General features: G+C 57.8%; 13 protein-coding genes and 3 tRNA genes. 12 read left to right on the plus strand and 4 right to left on the minus strand.

What is annotated here, in order from left to right; all coding sequences use genetic code 11:
* Positions 1 to 231 precede the first annotated feature (231 nt).
* Positions 232 to 1,407, plus strand: coding sequence for an MFS transporter (locus GGI48_RS25875; protein ID WP_179600679.1), 1,176 nt, complete (start codon positions 232 to 234; stop codon positions 1,405 to 1,407).
* On the opposite strand, the gene nhaR is transcribed toward GGI48_RS25875, so the two are convergent.
* Entirely contained in the window at positions 1,385 to 2,293 is a 909-nt protein-coding gene (gene nhaR / locus GGI48_RS25880) for a transcriptional activator NhaR (protein WP_042941363.1), read from the minus strand. The two genes, GGI48_RS25875 and nhaR, sit on opposite strands and share 23 nt — an antisense overlap.
* Before the next feature lie 134 nt (positions 2,294 to 2,427).
* On the opposite strand from nhaR, the gene GGI48_RS25885 reads away from it, so the two are divergent.
* Complete coding sequence (locus GGI48_RS25885; protein WP_179600681.1) at positions 2,428 to 2,676, plus strand: hypothetical protein; 249 nt, start codon at positions 2,428 to 2,430, stop codon at positions 2,674 to 2,676.
* A gap of 30 nt (positions 2,677 to 2,706) precedes the next feature.
* Positions 2,707 to 3,462 (plus strand): TerC family protein, encoded by a 756-nt coding sequence (locus GGI48_RS25890; protein WP_016965888.1) that lies wholly within the window; start codon positions 2,707 to 2,709, stop codon positions 3,460 to 3,462.
* A 78-nt stretch (positions 3,463 to 3,540) separates the two neighbouring features.
* Here GGI48_RS25890 and GGI48_RS25895 read toward each other — a convergent pair whose 3' ends face one another.
* On the minus strand, positions 3,541 to 3,705 hold the full coding sequence (locus GGI48_RS25895) for a hypothetical protein (protein ID WP_179600683.1): 165 nt from the start codon (positions 3,703 to 3,705) through the stop codon (positions 3,541 to 3,543).
* 226 nt (positions 3,706 to 3,931) lie between these two features.
* On the opposite strand from GGI48_RS25895, the gene GGI48_RS25900 reads away from it, so the two are divergent.
* A complete protein-coding gene (locus GGI48_RS25900) occupies positions 3,932 to 4,606 on the plus strand; it encodes a PA2778 family cysteine peptidase (protein ID WP_179600685.1) in 675 nt (224 codons plus the stop codon).
* Between the two features lie 52 nt (positions 4,607 to 4,658).
* On the opposite strand, the gene pbpG is transcribed toward GGI48_RS25900, so the two are convergent.
* Positions 4,659 to 5,597, minus strand: coding sequence for a D-alanyl-D-alanine endopeptidase (gene pbpG, locus GGI48_RS25905; protein WP_016965269.1), 939 nt, complete (start codon positions 5,595 to 5,597; stop codon positions 4,659 to 4,661).
* Between the two features lie 295 nt (positions 5,598 to 5,892).
* Positions 5,893 to 6,747: a bifunctional methylenetetrahydrofolate dehydrogenase/methenyltetrahydrofolate cyclohydrolase FolD gene (gene folD, locus GGI48_RS25910; protein ID WP_179600687.1), complete on the minus strand. Its 855-nt coding sequence runs from the start codon at positions 6,745 to 6,747 to the stop codon at positions 5,893 to 5,895.
* A gap of 280 nt (positions 6,748 to 7,027) precedes the next feature.
* Between folD and GGI48_RS25915 the strand changes: the two genes are divergently transcribed.
* From GGI48_RS25915 to GGI48_RS25950, 8 genes are all read left to right on the plus strand, one after another.
* Positions 7,028 to 7,104: transfer RNA gene (locus GGI48_RS25915), tRNA-Arg, on the plus strand.
* Positions 7,105 to 7,136: 32 nt separating this feature from the next.
* Positions 7,137 to 7,212 (plus strand) — tRNA-His (locus tag GGI48_RS25920).
* Between the two features lie 57 nt (positions 7,213 to 7,269).
* Positions 7,270 to 7,354 (plus strand) — tRNA-Leu (locus tag GGI48_RS25925).
* Between the two features lie 410 nt (positions 7,355 to 7,764).
* On the plus strand, positions 7,765 to 9,075 hold the full coding sequence (gene tig, locus GGI48_RS25930) for a trigger factor (protein ID WP_016965271.1): 1,311 nt from the start codon (positions 7,765 to 7,767) through the stop codon (positions 9,073 to 9,075).
* A gap of 92 nt (positions 9,076 to 9,167) precedes the next feature.
* Complete coding sequence (gene clpP, locus GGI48_RS25935) at positions 9,168 to 9,809, plus strand: ATP-dependent Clp endopeptidase proteolytic subunit ClpP (RefSeq protein ID WP_016965272.1); 642 nt, start codon at positions 9,168 to 9,170, stop codon at positions 9,807 to 9,809.
* Between the two features lie 106 nt (positions 9,810 to 9,915).
* On the plus strand, positions 9,916 to 11,199 hold the full coding sequence (gene clpX, locus GGI48_RS25940) for an ATP-dependent Clp protease ATP-binding subunit ClpX (protein WP_016965273.1): 1,284 nt from the start codon (positions 9,916 to 9,918) through the stop codon (positions 11,197 to 11,199).
* A 162-nt stretch (positions 11,200 to 11,361) separates the two neighbouring features.
* The gene (gene lon / locus GGI48_RS25945) at positions 11,362 to 13,758 is read left to right on the plus strand and encodes an endopeptidase La (protein ID WP_047305355.1); all 2,397 of its coding nucleotides are present in this window, start codon (positions 11,362 to 11,364) and stop codon (positions 13,756 to 13,758) included.
* 148 nt (positions 13,759 to 13,906) lie between these two features.
* The gene (locus GGI48_RS25950) at positions 13,907 to 14,179 is read left to right on the plus strand and encodes an HU family DNA-binding protein (protein ID WP_011062271.1); all 273 of its coding nucleotides are present in this window, start codon (positions 13,907 to 13,909) and stop codon (positions 14,177 to 14,179) included.
* Positions 14,180 to 14,314 lie beyond the last annotated feature (135 nt).

Genomic DNA, 14,314 nt, shown 5'->3' on the forward strand with positions numbered 1-14,314 from the left:
GGCGGCCTGACGGGCATGCCGGCGCGAAAACCACTGTTTTTGGCAGGGGGCGGACTTTATCACAGGCGCCCGGGCTTCCTGTGTCGATGTGACGATCTGCCACCTGCGACGCCCGGCGCCGGCGCGGTTGCCCAGACCCGTACCCACTCTGTTAAGATCCGCCACCCCCTTTTCTATCCAGTCAGCGGGCCCTTCGGGCTGTCGCTGCTGTCGTTGTTTCTGGAGTTTGCGATGTTGTTGCCCATCCTGCTGTTGTCCGCCGCGGGTTTTACCGTGTTGACCACGGAATTCGTCATTGTCGGCCTGTTGCCGTCGATAGCCCGGGACTTGCAGGTCAGCGTGTCGCAGGCCGGCTTGCTGGTGACCCTGTTCGCCTTTACCGTCGCGGCGTTCGGGCCGTTCCTGACGGCCTATTTCGCGCGTTTTCCGCGCAAGCAGTTGTTTATCAGCGTGCTGCTGATGTTCGGCCTGGCCAACACCCTGGCGGCCCTGGCGCCGAACATCTGGGTGATGGCCCTGGCACGCCTGGTGCCGGCCCTGGGGTTGCCGGTGTTCTGGGCCCTGGCCAGTGAAACGGCGGTGGATATCGTCGGTCCGGATCACGCGGGGCGCGCCATCGCCAAGATCGGCTTCGGCATCGTCTGTGCCACGGTGTTCGGGATTCCCGTGGGCACCCTGATCGCCGATGCGTTCGGCTGGCGCAGCGCCTTCGGCATCCTGGCCCTGGTGGCCGTCGCCAAGGCCTTGCTGCTGTGGGGCTATCTGCCGAACACCAGGCCGCACAACCCACAGGCGAGCCTGCGGGCGCAGTTTCGCATCCTGCGCAGCCCGCTGATGCAGGGGCACGTGCTGCTGTCGATCCTGGTGTTCAGCGGCATGTTCACCGCCTACACCTACCTGGCGGATATTCTCGAACGCCTGGCCGGCTTCGACGGCACCCTGGTGGGCTGGTGCCTGATGGGGTTTGGCGCCGTAGGGCTGATCGGCAACTCCCTGGGGGGCCGGGCCGTGGACCGCCATCCGCTGATCGCCTCCATGGTGTTCTGCGCCTTGATGATCGGCGGCATGCTGGCCCTGGTGCCGAGCATTGATTCGCCCCTGGCCCTGGCGGCGGCCATGGGCGTCTGGGGCGTGACCCAGGCCGCCTTGTTCCTGGTCAGCCATGTGCGCTTGATCAAGGCGGCGCCGCAAGCGCCGGCTTTCGCCGCGTCGCTGAACATCGCCGGGGCCAACCTGGGGATCGGCCTGGGGGCGATGGTCGGCGGGCGGGTGATCGATACCCTGGGCCTGGGCAGCCTGGGGATGGCGGCGTCGGCGTTCATTGTGTTGTCGATTGCCCTGGCCTTGCTGCTGATGAACCTCAAGACGCCGCGGGCCTGCGCCTCTATCCATGCGCCAGGGGCGTGAACAGTTCGCGGCGCGCGCCCTCGGTGATGGCCAGGATGCCCGGGTGCTTGACCTTGCGTTCCACCGAGATGGCATAGAACGATTCGGTCACGGCGTCGGTCTGGCCGATCAGCTGGACGCCGTACTGCTGCCGGACTTCCTCGGCAATCACGCTGGGGGCGATGAAGATCCCGCTGCCGGATTGGCCAAAGGCCTGCATCAGGGCGCTGTCGTCGAATTCACCAATGATCCGTGGTTGCAGTTGCTGTTCGGCGAACCAGCGCAGCAGGCGGCTGCGGACCACGGTTTCCTGCCCGGGAATCAGCAGCGGCGCGCCGTGCAGGCCGCGCGGGAAGTCGGCACCGTGCAGCCGGGCCAGTTCGGCGGTGGCGAAGAAACTGATGCCGCATTCCCCGAGCTTCTGGCTGTAGCCCTTGATGTCCAGGTGCGAGGGCATCGGGCTGTCGGAAATCACCAAGTCCAGGCGCTGGATGGCCAAGTCGGCCAGTAGGCGTTCGAGTTTGTCTTCGCGGCAGGTCAGGCGAATCGGTTCGCTGAGCTCCATGGTCGGGGCGATCAGGCGATAGACGATGGACTTGGGCACCACGTCGGCCACCCCGACCCGGAACTGGATCTGCTGTTCGTCGGGGCGGGCTCGCAGCATGGCTTCCAGCTCGCCGCCGAGCTGGAACATCTGTTCGGCGTAGGGCAGGGCCTGGCGTCCGGCTTCGCTCAATTCCAGCTGGCGCCCGACCCGGTGAAACAGTTCGATGCCGTAGGTCTGCTCCAGCAGGCTGATCTGGCCGCTGATGGTTTGTGGGGTCAGGTTGAGCTGCTCGCAGGCGCGCACGATGCTGCCGGTCTTGGCCACAACCCAGAAGTAATGCAGTTGGCGGTAGTTGAGCATGGCGACTATCAGTTCGTAAAAACCGAAGTATAACTGCAAAAAATACGAATTTTCCTGAAGTATTCGTCTCCTTAGAATGCCCCGCTATCGACGGGGCCCTCATTGGCCCTGTCCGTTCTATCGAGGAATACGGCATGTCATTCAAAACCCTGGGCGCGGCGTCGCTGCTGGCCCTGTCTATGCTGACTCTGGCGGGGTGTGATCAGGCGGAAAAAAGCGCCCAACAGGTGCTGGACAAGGCCGCCGAGACGGCCAAGCAAGCCATCGATGACACCCACAAGGCCGCCGAGCAGGCGCTGAACGAGGCCACGCAAAGCGTGACCGGCAAGGAAAAATCCAAGGACGACGCGGCCAAGCAGCCCGATTCTTCCCAGGAAATCTGACTTTTCATCTCACCGATTCAGGATTGACCCATGGATTACCTTTTACAGCTCGCCGCCAGCCCCACTGCCTGGGTGGCCCTGGCCACTCTGGTGGTGATGGAGATCGTGCTTGGCATCGATAACCTGATCTTTATTTCCATCCTCACCAACAAGCTGCCGGAAAAACACCGGGCCAAGGCGCGGCGCATCGGGATCAGCATGGCGTTGTTCCTGCGTCTGGCGCTGCTCAGCACCGTTGCGTTCATTGTCCAGCTCACTGAACCGGTGATCGATGTGCTGGGGCAGAGCTTCTCCTGGAAGGACATGATCCTGATTGCCGGTGGCCTGTTCCTGGTCTGGAAAGCCACCACCGAGATCCATCAGAGCATGGACCCTGAGCCCGAGAAGCCCGCGACCGTGGCGTCCAAGGTGAGCATCGGGTTCGCCGCGGCGATCGGGCAGATTCTGCTGCTGGACCTGGTGTTCTCCATCGACAGCATCATCACCGCGGTGGGCATGACCGAGCACCTGCCGATCATGATCATTGCCGTGGTGATCTCGGTGCTGGTGATGTTGCTGGCCGCCGAACCGCTGGCCAAGTTCATCCATGACAACCCGACCGTGGTCATGCTGGCCCTGGGCTTCCTGATCATGATCGGCATGACCCTGATCGCCGAAGGTTTCGGCGCCCATGTGCCCAAGGGCTATGTGTACGCGGCGATGGCGTTCTCGGCGGCCATTGAAAGCCTGAACATGCTGGCCCGTCGGGCTCGGCAGAAGCGCCAGGCGCAGCAGACCGAGGTCTGATTCGCCGCCATGGCAAATGGCCGCCTGCACTCGTTGGAGTCAGGCGGCCGTGTCGTTTTATCGGAAGGGCAAGCGGGGTCAGTGCACAGTGGCTGGGCGCCGGGCGGTCTTTTTGCTTTCGATGCGTGGCTCGCGGGGCTGAGGATGGTGGCGGCGAGTGATACGCAACACGCCCCAGAGCATGGCGCCGGCGACGGCCAGCCAGCCCAGGATCAGCATCAGGATTGTCGTTGTCAGGCTCATCAGTGCCTCCTTATATGCCCTGTTCAGGGCACACACACTTACCAATGGACAGTCTAGTAGCCCCTGTGTTTCAGGCTATTGACCAATAGTCGCGAGTCTTCGAACACTTCGCTCTATGGTTTGCAATTAACTGCTGCCTAACGCTATACCCTCGCCCGCGAGGGCCCTATGATCAAGGCCCCAGCCGGAGCAGGGTTGTCCGGCGTCTGTCTATTAGAGAGCAATGATGGTGCGGGTATTTCCTCGATTTCGAGCGGTGCTGCTGGCCAGCGCCTGTGTTCTGAGCCTGGCCGGTTGTGCCGGCAGCGTACAACCGGAGATTCAGCGACTGCCGGAGCGGGTGGAGCTCAATAGCGTGCCGTTCTTCCGTGGCGAGATGTACCAGAGCGCTCCCGGAGCGCTAGCCAGTATGTTGTCGCAACAGGGCGTCGTGATCACCCCCGGGCTGCTGGACAAGCCACTGCATCTGCCGGGAGCCGAGGCGCAGTTGCAGCAGAACCTGCAGAGCCTGGCCCGGCAATACGGCATGGTGGTCTATCCCCTGGATGATCATCTGTCGGCCTTGCTGACTCAGGTGGCCGCAGGCTATCCGGTGCTGGTGCGCTTTACCGAGGGTTCGAGCTTGTGGGCGCAGCCGCGTTATGCGGTCCTGGCCGGTTATAACCGGGACAAGCAGACGGTGCTGTTGCGGGGGGCGAAAAGTCGTCGGCAACTGATGAGTTTCAGTGCCTTCGAGTCGTCCTGGAAAGACGCCGGCAGTTTTGCGGTATTGATTCAGGCGCCCAACCAGTTGCCGGCCAAGGTTGATCGCCAGCGGTGGTTGAAGGCGGCCAACGAGCTGGCCCAGGCCGGCCAGGAGCAAGCGGCGGCTCGGGCCGGCAAGGCGCTCGACGGTCATTGAATGCTCAAAAGACAACAACGGCGCCTTAGGGCGCCGTTGTTTTTGCGGGGGATCAATGTGAGGCTTGCGGGGCTGCGCTCTGGTGGTTCTTGAGGTTCTTGTCGGCCTTGTAGCGCAAGGCCACGTCTGGCACCGAACCGCTTTTGCCCGTCTCGACCCAGTTGCGGATACGGCTGGCGTCGGCAAAGTGGGTGTACTTGCCGAAAGCGTCGAGAATCACCAGGGCTACTGGGCGGTTGCCCATGCTGGTGACCAGCACCAGGCAGTGGCCAGCCTGGTTGGTAAAGCCGGTCTTGGTGATCTTGATGTCCCATTTTTCCTTGTTGACCAGGTGGTCGGTGTTGCGAAAACCCAGGGTGTAGTTGGGTTTGCGGAACGCCACGGTCTTTTCCTTGGTGGTGCTCAGCTCACTCAACAACGGGTATTTGCGTGCGGCCACCAACAGCTTGCTCAGGTCGCGCGCGGTGGAAACGTTGTGGATCGACAGGCCAGTGGGCTCGACATAGTGGGTGTGGGTCATGCCCAGGGACTTGGCCTTGGCGTTCATGGCGGCGATGAACGCCGAGTAGCCGCCTGGATAGTGATGGGCGAGGCTGGCGGCGGCGCGGTTTTCCGAGGACATCAGGGCGATCAGCAAGGTGTCGCGACGGCTCAGCTCACTGTTGAGCTTGACCCGGGAAAACACACCCTTCATCTCCGGGGTGTCGCTGATGTTCATGGAGATGTGTTCATCCAGTGGCAGCTTGGCGTCGAGCACGACCATGGCGGTCATCAGTTTGGTGACCGAAGCGATGGGCACCACGACGTCCGGGTTGCTGGAGTAGATGACTTTGTTGGTCTGCAGATCCAGCAGCAGGGCGCTGCCGGAGGCGATGTGCAACTGTGAAGTGTCTCTTGGCGCCGCGGTGGTTTCGCTGGCGTCGACGCTGTGCGCGATCAGGGTGCCGGACACAGCAAACAACAAGCTGAGGATGGAGAGACGAATTTTCACGCGGGCGGACTCGATAAAGATGGATATGCCGTCTGGCAACGGGTTTTTTCGGGAAAACGTTACATTTTATGAATATAGCTGAGGAACTGTCGATTGTTCTTCAGCGGTCAGTCGAAAACCCTTAAAAACCAAGAAAAAACACCGGTTTTCCCTGAGTGGCAACTGCTCATCAGGATAGGTCCAGCTCGATCCGGGGCGCTAAGATTCAGGCGCTATATGTCGGCGGTCGTGTGTGTGCAGAGAGGGCATAAAAAAGCCCGCCAATGGCGGGCTTATTCAAGCGGGCTGGCAACACTCAGCTGTGTAGCGTTTCAGCGGCGTACAGGGTGTTTTCCAGCAGGCAGGCGCGGGTCATGGGGCCGACGCCGCCAGGTACGGGGGTGATCCAGCCGGCGCGGGGCAGGGCGGTCTCATATACAACGTCGCCCACCAGCTTGCCGTCTTCCTGACGATTGATGCCCACGTCGATGACGATGGCGCCTTCCTTGATCCACTCGCCCTTGACCAGGCCCGGCTTGCCTGCGGCAACCACGACCAGATCGGCGCGGCCGACGTGGCCGGCCAGGTCTTTGGTAAAGCGGTGAGTCACGGTCACGGTGCAGCCCGCCAGCAGCAACTCCATGGCCATCGGACGACCGACGATATTGGAGGCGCCTACGACAACTGCGTCCATGCCGTACAGATCGGCACCGGTGCTTTGCAGCAGGGCCATGATGCCCTTGGGGGTGCAGGGACGCAGCAGGGGAATGCGCTGGGCCAGGCGGCCGACGTTATAGGGATGGAAACCATCCACGTCTTTGTCCGGGCGAATGCGCTCAAGCAACAAGGAGGCGTCCAAGTGCTCGGGCAGCGGCAACTGCAACAGGACGCCGTCGATATTCGGGTCATCGTTGAGCTTGTCGATCAGACCGGCCAGATCTTCTTGAGTGGTGTTGGCGGGCAAGTCATAGGCTTGTGAAAGGAAGCCGACCTCTTCGCAGTCTTTACGCTTGTGCGAGACATAAACCTGAGAGGCCGGGTCGCTGCCGACCAGAATCACCGCGAGACCCGGAGTACGCAGGCCTTGCTGGCGACGCTCGGCGACACGTTTGGCGATCTGCTGGCGCAGGCTAGCGGCGATCGCTTTGCCGTCGATTAGTTGTGCAGTCATGACGCGTGATTAACCATCGAGAGGGAGAGAAAAAGAGAACGTATTCTCGCATGTCGGGACGTGAGGGCAAAGGCGCTTGGTCTGCAAATTCCCCTAACTCCTTTAATTAAATGAATTTTTTTTAAAAAAGAGTTGACGACCTAACGGCTCGTCTATAACATTCGTCGCACTTGTCGGGCACAGCCTAGCACTGGTTAAGAAGGTCGGGCAGAGTTGATGTTTAACTCGTAACGACTGAAAGCAATTAGTTTGTAGTCATTAAAGAATACAGATTAATAAGGCGCCCGTAGCTCAGCTGGATAGAGCATCCGCCTTCTAAGCGGATGGTCGCAGGTTCGAGTCCTGCCGGGTGCGCCATTAGGCAGCTTTGGCACAAGTAACGCAATATGGTGGGCGTAGCTCAGTTGGTAGAGCACAGGATTGTGACTCCTGTTGTCGTGGGTTCGATCCCCATCGTCCACCCCATATTCGAAGAAGGCGCCAGATTAATAGTCTGGCGCCTTTGCTTTAAAAGCTTGTTAAGCGGACGTGGTGGAATTGGTAGACACACTGGATTTAGGTTCCAGCGCCGCAAGGTGTAAGAGTTCGAGTCTCTTCGTCCGCACCATTAAAGTAGCTAGTTAATAGCAGATCACGGCGCAGCACCTGAAAGGGGGCTGCGCCGTTTTCGTTTCTGGATTCGATGCTGTGGTCTAGCCGCATGTAATGGGCTGACCGGTGGCGCCAGATTCGCTCCTGGTCGTCAGGTGTATGAGCTTCTGCTGTTGGCTGGTGTTTGTCAGGGGTGGGCCGGTCGATCCCTTCTATATATAGAAGGATTGGTCTAGAGCCCCTGGCGGGATTTGTAGTAATTGCTCTCATGGCGAGGCTCAACCCTTTGTCCCCGCCTTCACATTGTCGGTCGTATTTCACCCTTTTTCAGTAGGGTGACTTCTTGAGTTTGACCCACTAGAATGCATGCCCTTGATTCTGGGGTCGGAAAACGGCCGGCTAACGTCTGTGCAACGAGGAATATCCATGCAAGTTTCTGTTGAAAATACTTCTGCTCTTGAGCGCCGCATGAGCATCACCGTGCCGGCTGAGCGCATCGAGAGCCAGGTCAACAAGCGTCTGCAGCAGACTGCCCAAAAGGCCAAAATCCCAGGCTTCCGTCCTGGCAAGGTTCCAATGAGCGTGATTCGTCAGCGTTATGAGGCTGACGCGCGTCAAGAAGCAGTGGGTGACGTGATCCAGGCTTCTTTCTATGAAGCTGTTGTTGAGCAGAAGCTGAACCCGGCTGGCGCTCCTTCGGTCGAGCCTAAAGTGCTGGAGAAGGGCAAGGATCTGGAATACGTTGCCACTTTCGAAGTATTCCCAGAGTTCACCGTCGCCGGTTTCGAAAACATCGCTGTTGAGCGTCTGAGCGCTGAAGTGGCTGATGCCGATCTGGACAACATGCTGGAAATCCTGCGCAAGCAGAATGTTCGCTTCGAAGTGGCTGATCGCGCTGCGCAGAAAGATGACCAGCTGAACATCGATTTCGTTGGCAAGGTCGACGGCGAAGTTTTCGCAGGTGGCTCGGCCAAGGGTACTCAACTGGTGTTGGGCTCCGGTCGCATGATTCCTGGCTTCGAAGACGGTCTGGTTGGCGCTAAAGCTGGCGAAGAGCGTGTTCTGAATCTGACCTTCCCAGAGAACTATCAGAACCTGGATCTGGCCAACAAAGCCGCTGAGTTCACTGTTACCGTCAACAGCGTTTCCGAGCCTAAGCTGCCAGAACTGACCGAAGAGTTCTTCGCTCAATTCGGGATCAAGGAAGCGGGTCTGGATGGCTTCCGTGCCGAAGTTCGCAAGAACATGGAGCGCGAACTGCGTCAGGCCATCAAGTCCAAAGTGAAGAATCAGGTTATGGACGGTCTGCTGGCCTCCAATCCGATTGAAGTGCCGAAGGCACTGCTGGACAACGAGGTTAACCGTCTGCGCGTTCAAGCCGTGCAGCAGTTCGGTGGCAACATCAAGCCGGATCAACTGCCTGCTGAGCTGTTCGAAGAGCAAGCTAAGCGTCGCGTAGTGCTGGGCCTGATCGTCGCCGAGGTTGTTAAGCAATTCGACCTCAAGCCTGATGAAGCGCGCGTTCGCGAGCTGATCCAGGAAATGGCTTCGGCTTACCAAGAGCCTGAGCAAGTCGTGTCCTGGTACTACAAGAACGAGCAGCAGTTGAACGAAGTCCGTTCGGTTGTGCTGGAAGAGCAAGTTGTGGATACTGTTCTGCAGAAAGCTAGCGTGACCGACAAATCGGTCTCTTACGAAGAAGCGGTCAAGCCGGTAGAGGCACCTCAAGCCGACTGATCTTCTTTTCGTTCGAAGCACACACCATAAGCCAGCCTTCGTGCTGGCTTATGCGTATTCAAGACATGACTATTTGGGAGTGACTGCAGGACATGTCCCGCAATTCTTATTATCAGCAGAGCTCTGACATCCAGGCCGCAGGCGGCCTGGTCCCGATGGTTATCGAGCAGTCCGCCCGCGGCGAACGCGCCTATGACATCTACTCGCGCCTTCTGAAGGAACGGGTGATTTTCCTGATTGGCCCGGTAGAGGACTACATGGCCAACCTGGTTGCGGCGCAACTGCTGTTCCTTGAAGCGGAAAACCCGGACAAGGACATCCATCTCTACATCAACTCGCCAGGTGGCTCGGTAACTGCTGGCATGTCGATCTACGACACCATGCAGTTCATCAAGCCTGACGTTTCGACTATCTGCATTGGCCAGGCTTGCAGCATGGGTGCCTTCCTGCTCGCTGGCGGTGCTGCAGGCAAGCGTCATTGCCTGCCTAACTCGCGGATGATGATTCACCAACCGCTCGGCGGTTTCCAAGGTCAGGCGTCGGATATCGACATCCATGCCAAGGAAATCCTGCACATTCGTTCGCGCCTGAACTCGCTGCTGGCTCACCACACTGGTCAGAGCCTCGAAACCATTGAGCGTGACACCGAGCGTGACAACTTCATGAGCGCCGAGCGCGCCGCGGAGTACGGTTTGATCGACTCCGTGATCAACAAGCGTCAAATGCCTGCCTAAGCAACTCAAATGTAGGCGGCTGATTTAACTGGCCGCCTGCGGACTTGAAAAAGCCCGCAATTGCCTTCATCTTGTGTTGCAAGCCTATCGGATTTGGATCGATCGAATGACTGACACCCGCAACGGCGAGGACAACGGCAAACTGCTTTATTGCTCCTTCTGTGGCAAAAGCCAGCATGAAGTACGCAAATTGATTGCCGGCCCCTCGGTCTTTATCTGCGACGAGTGCGTCGACTTGTGCAATGACATCATCCGTGAGGAGGTGCAGGAAGCACAGGCCGAGAGCAGCGCGCATAAATTGCCTTCGCCTAAAGAAATCAGCGGCATCCTTGATCAGTATGTGATTGGTCAGGAGCGTGCGAAAAAGGTTCTGGCGGTAGCGGTTTACAACCACTACAAGCGTCTGAATCAGCGTGACAAAAAGAACGACGATGTCGAGCTCGGCAAGAGCAATATCTTGCTGATCGGGCCTACAGGTTCGGGTAAGACACTGTTGGCGGAAACCCTGGCTCGTCTGTTAAATGTGCCTTTCACCATTGCCGACGCAACCACCCTGACCGAAGCCGGTTATGTGGGTGAGGACGTTGAGAACATCATTCAGAAATTGCTGCAGAAGTGCGATTACGACGTAGAAAAAGCTCAGATGGGCATTGTCTACATCGATGAAATCGACAAGATTTCCCGCAAGTCTGACAACCCTTCGATTACCCGGGATGTTTCCGGCGAGGGTGTTCAGCAGGCTCTGTTGAAGTTGATCGAGGGTACGGTCGCTTCCGTTCCGCCTCAAGGTGGTCGCAAGCACCCGCAGCAGGAGTTCCTGCAAGTTGACACCCGCAACATCCTGTTTATCTGCGGCGGCGCTTTCTCGGGTCTGGAAAAGGTTATTCAAAACCGCTCCACCCGTGGCGGCATCGGTTTCAACGCCGAAGTTCGCAGCAAGGAAGAGGGCAAGAAGGTTGGTGAGTCCCTGCGTGAAGTTGAGCCTGACGATCTGGTCAAGTTCGGTCTGATCCCGGAGTTCGTCGGTCGTCTGCCGGTTCTTGCGACGCTGGATGAGCTGGACGAGGCTGCCTTGATTCAGATTCTTACTGAGCCGAAGAATGCTTTGACCAAGCAGTATGCCAAGTTGTTCGAGATGGAAGGTGTAGACCTGGAGTTCCGTACTGATGCATTGAAGTCGGTCGCCAAGCGAGCGCTTGAGCGCAAGACGGGTGCTCGTGGTCTGCGCTCTATTCTCGAAGGTGTTCTGCTCGACACTATGTATGAGATCCCCTCGCAATCCGAGGTGAGTAAAGTAGTGATCGATGAAAGCGTTATTGAAGGCAAGTCCCAGCCACTGTACATCTATGAGAACAGTGAGCCGACGGCCAAGGCTGCGCCAGACGCGTAAGTGTTGTGGTGTTGCTTAAAAGAAGGGGCCTTCGGGCCCCTTTGCTTTTAGCGTCTTTAAAGTGCTGTCTTTAAGCTTGTTTTTTTTGCAGGCAGCCCCCATCTTGGTTTCAAGCTTACTTCCATCTGTTTACGGCCGTACGGCCGCCGTAGAGGCGAAATCATGAAGACAACCATCGAATTGCCTCTCCTGCCATTGCGTGATGTTGTGGTTTATCCGCACATGGTTATCCCGCTGTTCGTGGGGCGCGAGAAGTCGATCGAAGCCCTCGAGGCAGCGATGACGGGCGACAAGCAGATTCTTCTGCTGGCACAGAGAAACCCTGCTGATGATGATCCCGGTGAAGATGCACTCTATCGCGTAGGTACCATTGCGACTGTCTTGCAGTTGCTCAAGTTGCCTGATGGCACCGTCAAGGTGCTGGTTGAAGGCGAACAGCGCGGCGCTGTTGAACGCTTCAGTGAAGTTGATGGTCACTGCCGTGCTGAAGTCTCTCTGATTGACGAAGTCGACGCTCCTGACCGTGAGTCGGAAGTGTTCGTCCGTAGTTTGTTGTCCCAGTTCGAGCAGTATGTGCAACTGGGCAAGAAAGTCCCTGCCGAGGTGTTGTCCTCTCTCAATAGCATCGATGAGCCAAGCCGTCTGGTAGATACCATGGCTGCGCATATGGCGTTGAAGATCGAGCAGAAGCAGGAAATCCTTGAGATCATTGATCTGTCCGCTCGGGTCGAGCATGTCTTGGCATTGCTGGACGCCGAGATTGATCTGCTGCAAGTGGAAAAGCGCATTCGTGGCCGCGTCAAGAAGCAAATGGAACGCAGCCAGCGCGAGTACTACCTGAACGAGCAGATGAAGGCCATTCAGAAAGAGCTGGGTGACGGTGACGAAGGCCACAACGAAATCGAAGAGCTGAAGAAGCGCATCGACGCCGCCGGTCTGCCCAAAGACGCCATGACCAAGGCTCAGGCCGAATTGAACAAGCTCAAGCAGATGTCGCCGATGTCTGCCGAGGCCACTGTGGTTCGCTCCTACATCGACTGGTTGGTGCAGGTGCCGTGGAAGGCTCAGAGCAAGGTGCGCCTGGACCTGGCACGTGCCGAAGACATCCTTGATGCCGACCACTATGGTCTGGAAGAAGTCAAAGAGCGGATTCTCGAATACCTCGCCGTACAAAAGCGGGTCAAGAAAATCCGTGGTCCAGTGCTGTGCCTCGTCGGGCCTCCAGGGGTGGGCAAAACCTCCCTGGCCGAATCGATCGCCAACGCAACCAATCGCAAGTTTGTGCGCATGGCGTTGGGTGGTGTTCGGGACGAAGCGGAAATCCGAGGCCATCGCCGGACTTACATCGGTTCGATGCCAGGAAGATTGATTCAAAAGATGACAAAGGTGGGGGTACGCAACCCGCTGTTCCTGCTTGATGAAATCGACAAGATGGGCAGTGATATGCGCGGCGATCCTGCGTCTGCCTTGCTTGAAGTCCTGGACCCCGAGCAGAACCATAATTTCAACGACCACTATCTGGAAGTCGATTACGACCTGTCCGATGTGATGTTCCTGTGCACCTCCAACTCGATGAATATCCCTCCGGCATTGCTGGACCGGATGGAGGTGATTCGTCTGCCCGGCTATACCGAGGACGAGAAGATCAACATCGCGATCAAGTACCTGTCGCCCAAGCAGATCCAGGCCAACGGTCTGAAAAAGGGTGAGCTGGAATTCGACCCTGATGCGATCCGCGACATCATTCGTTACTACACCCGCGAAGCTGGTGTGCGTGGGCTGGAGCGTCAGATTGCCAAGGTCTGCCGCAAGGCGGTGAAAGAGCACGCGATGGAAAAACGCTTCTCGGTCAAAGTCACTTCCGACCTGCTGGAGCATTTCCTCGGGGTACGTAAGTTCCGCTACGGCCTGGCTGAGCAGCAGGACCAGATCGGTCAGGTGACCGGCTTGGCGTGGACTCAGGTAGGCGGCGAATTGCTGACTATCGAAGCTGCTGTGGTTCCGGGCAAGGGCCAGTTGATCAAGACCGGTTCCCTGGGCGATGTCATGGTCGAGTCGATCACCGCAGCGCTGACCGTGGTCCGCAGTCGGGCGAAGAGCCTGGGCATTCCCCTGGACTTCCACGAGAAGCGCGATACCCATATCCATATGCCCGAAGGGGCCACTCCCAAGGACGGCCCAAGCGCAGGCATAGGCATGTGCACGGCGCTGGTTTCCGCGCTGACCGGCATCCCGGTACGGGCTGATGTGGCGATGACTGGTGAGATCACTCTGCGTGGTCAGGTGTTGGCCATCGGTGGACTGAAAGAGAAATTACTCGCCGCTCATCGAGGTGGAATCAAGACGGTGATCATTCCTGAAGAGAATGTTCGCGATTTGAAAGAAATTCCTGACAATATCAAGCAGGATCTGCAGATTAAACCGGTTAAATGGATTGACGAAGTCCTGCAAATTGCGCTGCAATACGCGCCGGAGCCCTTGCCGGATGTGGCTCCGGAGATAGTTGCAAAGGACGAAAAACGCGAGTCTGACTCTAAGGAAAGAATTAGCACGCATTAATACGCATTAGCCTGGGGGGCTTCCTTGACAGCTTTTTAGAGCCCTTGTTATAAAGCGGCTCTTAAGTGTCTGTAGGCCATTCAGCACTCGTTTTTGCTTTCACCAAAAAACTTAGAATCATACTCATAGATATATAAGGGGACTTAGAGTGAACAAGTCGGAACTGATTGATGCTATCGCTGCATCTGCTGATCTCCCGAAAGCTGCTGCTGGCCGTGCGCTGGACGCAGTAATCGAATCCGTTACTGGCGCTCTGAAGGCCGGTGACTCTGTTGTTCTGGTTGGTTTCGGTACCTTCTCCGTAACTGATCGTCCAGCTCGTATCGGCCGTAACCCACAGACCGGTAAGACTCTGGAAATCGCCGCTGCTAAAAAGCCAGGTTTCAAAGCCGGTAAAGCACTGAAAGAAGCCGTTAACTAAGTTTCTTCAGGGTCTTTGCCCATCCGGGTCGGGGTCATGCCTGATCTGGCAGCGGGGCGCCAGTTCACCGATGCACCATCGGTTTACGCAGAGGGTTGCAGATTCAGCTCTCGTCCGCTCCGCCAGTTACGAGAA

It is taken from the genome of Pseudomonas protegens (assembly GCF_013407925.2).
Lineage (GTDB): Bacteria > Pseudomonadota > Gammaproteobacteria > Pseudomonadales > Pseudomonadaceae > Aquipseudomonas > Aquipseudomonas fluorescens_AP.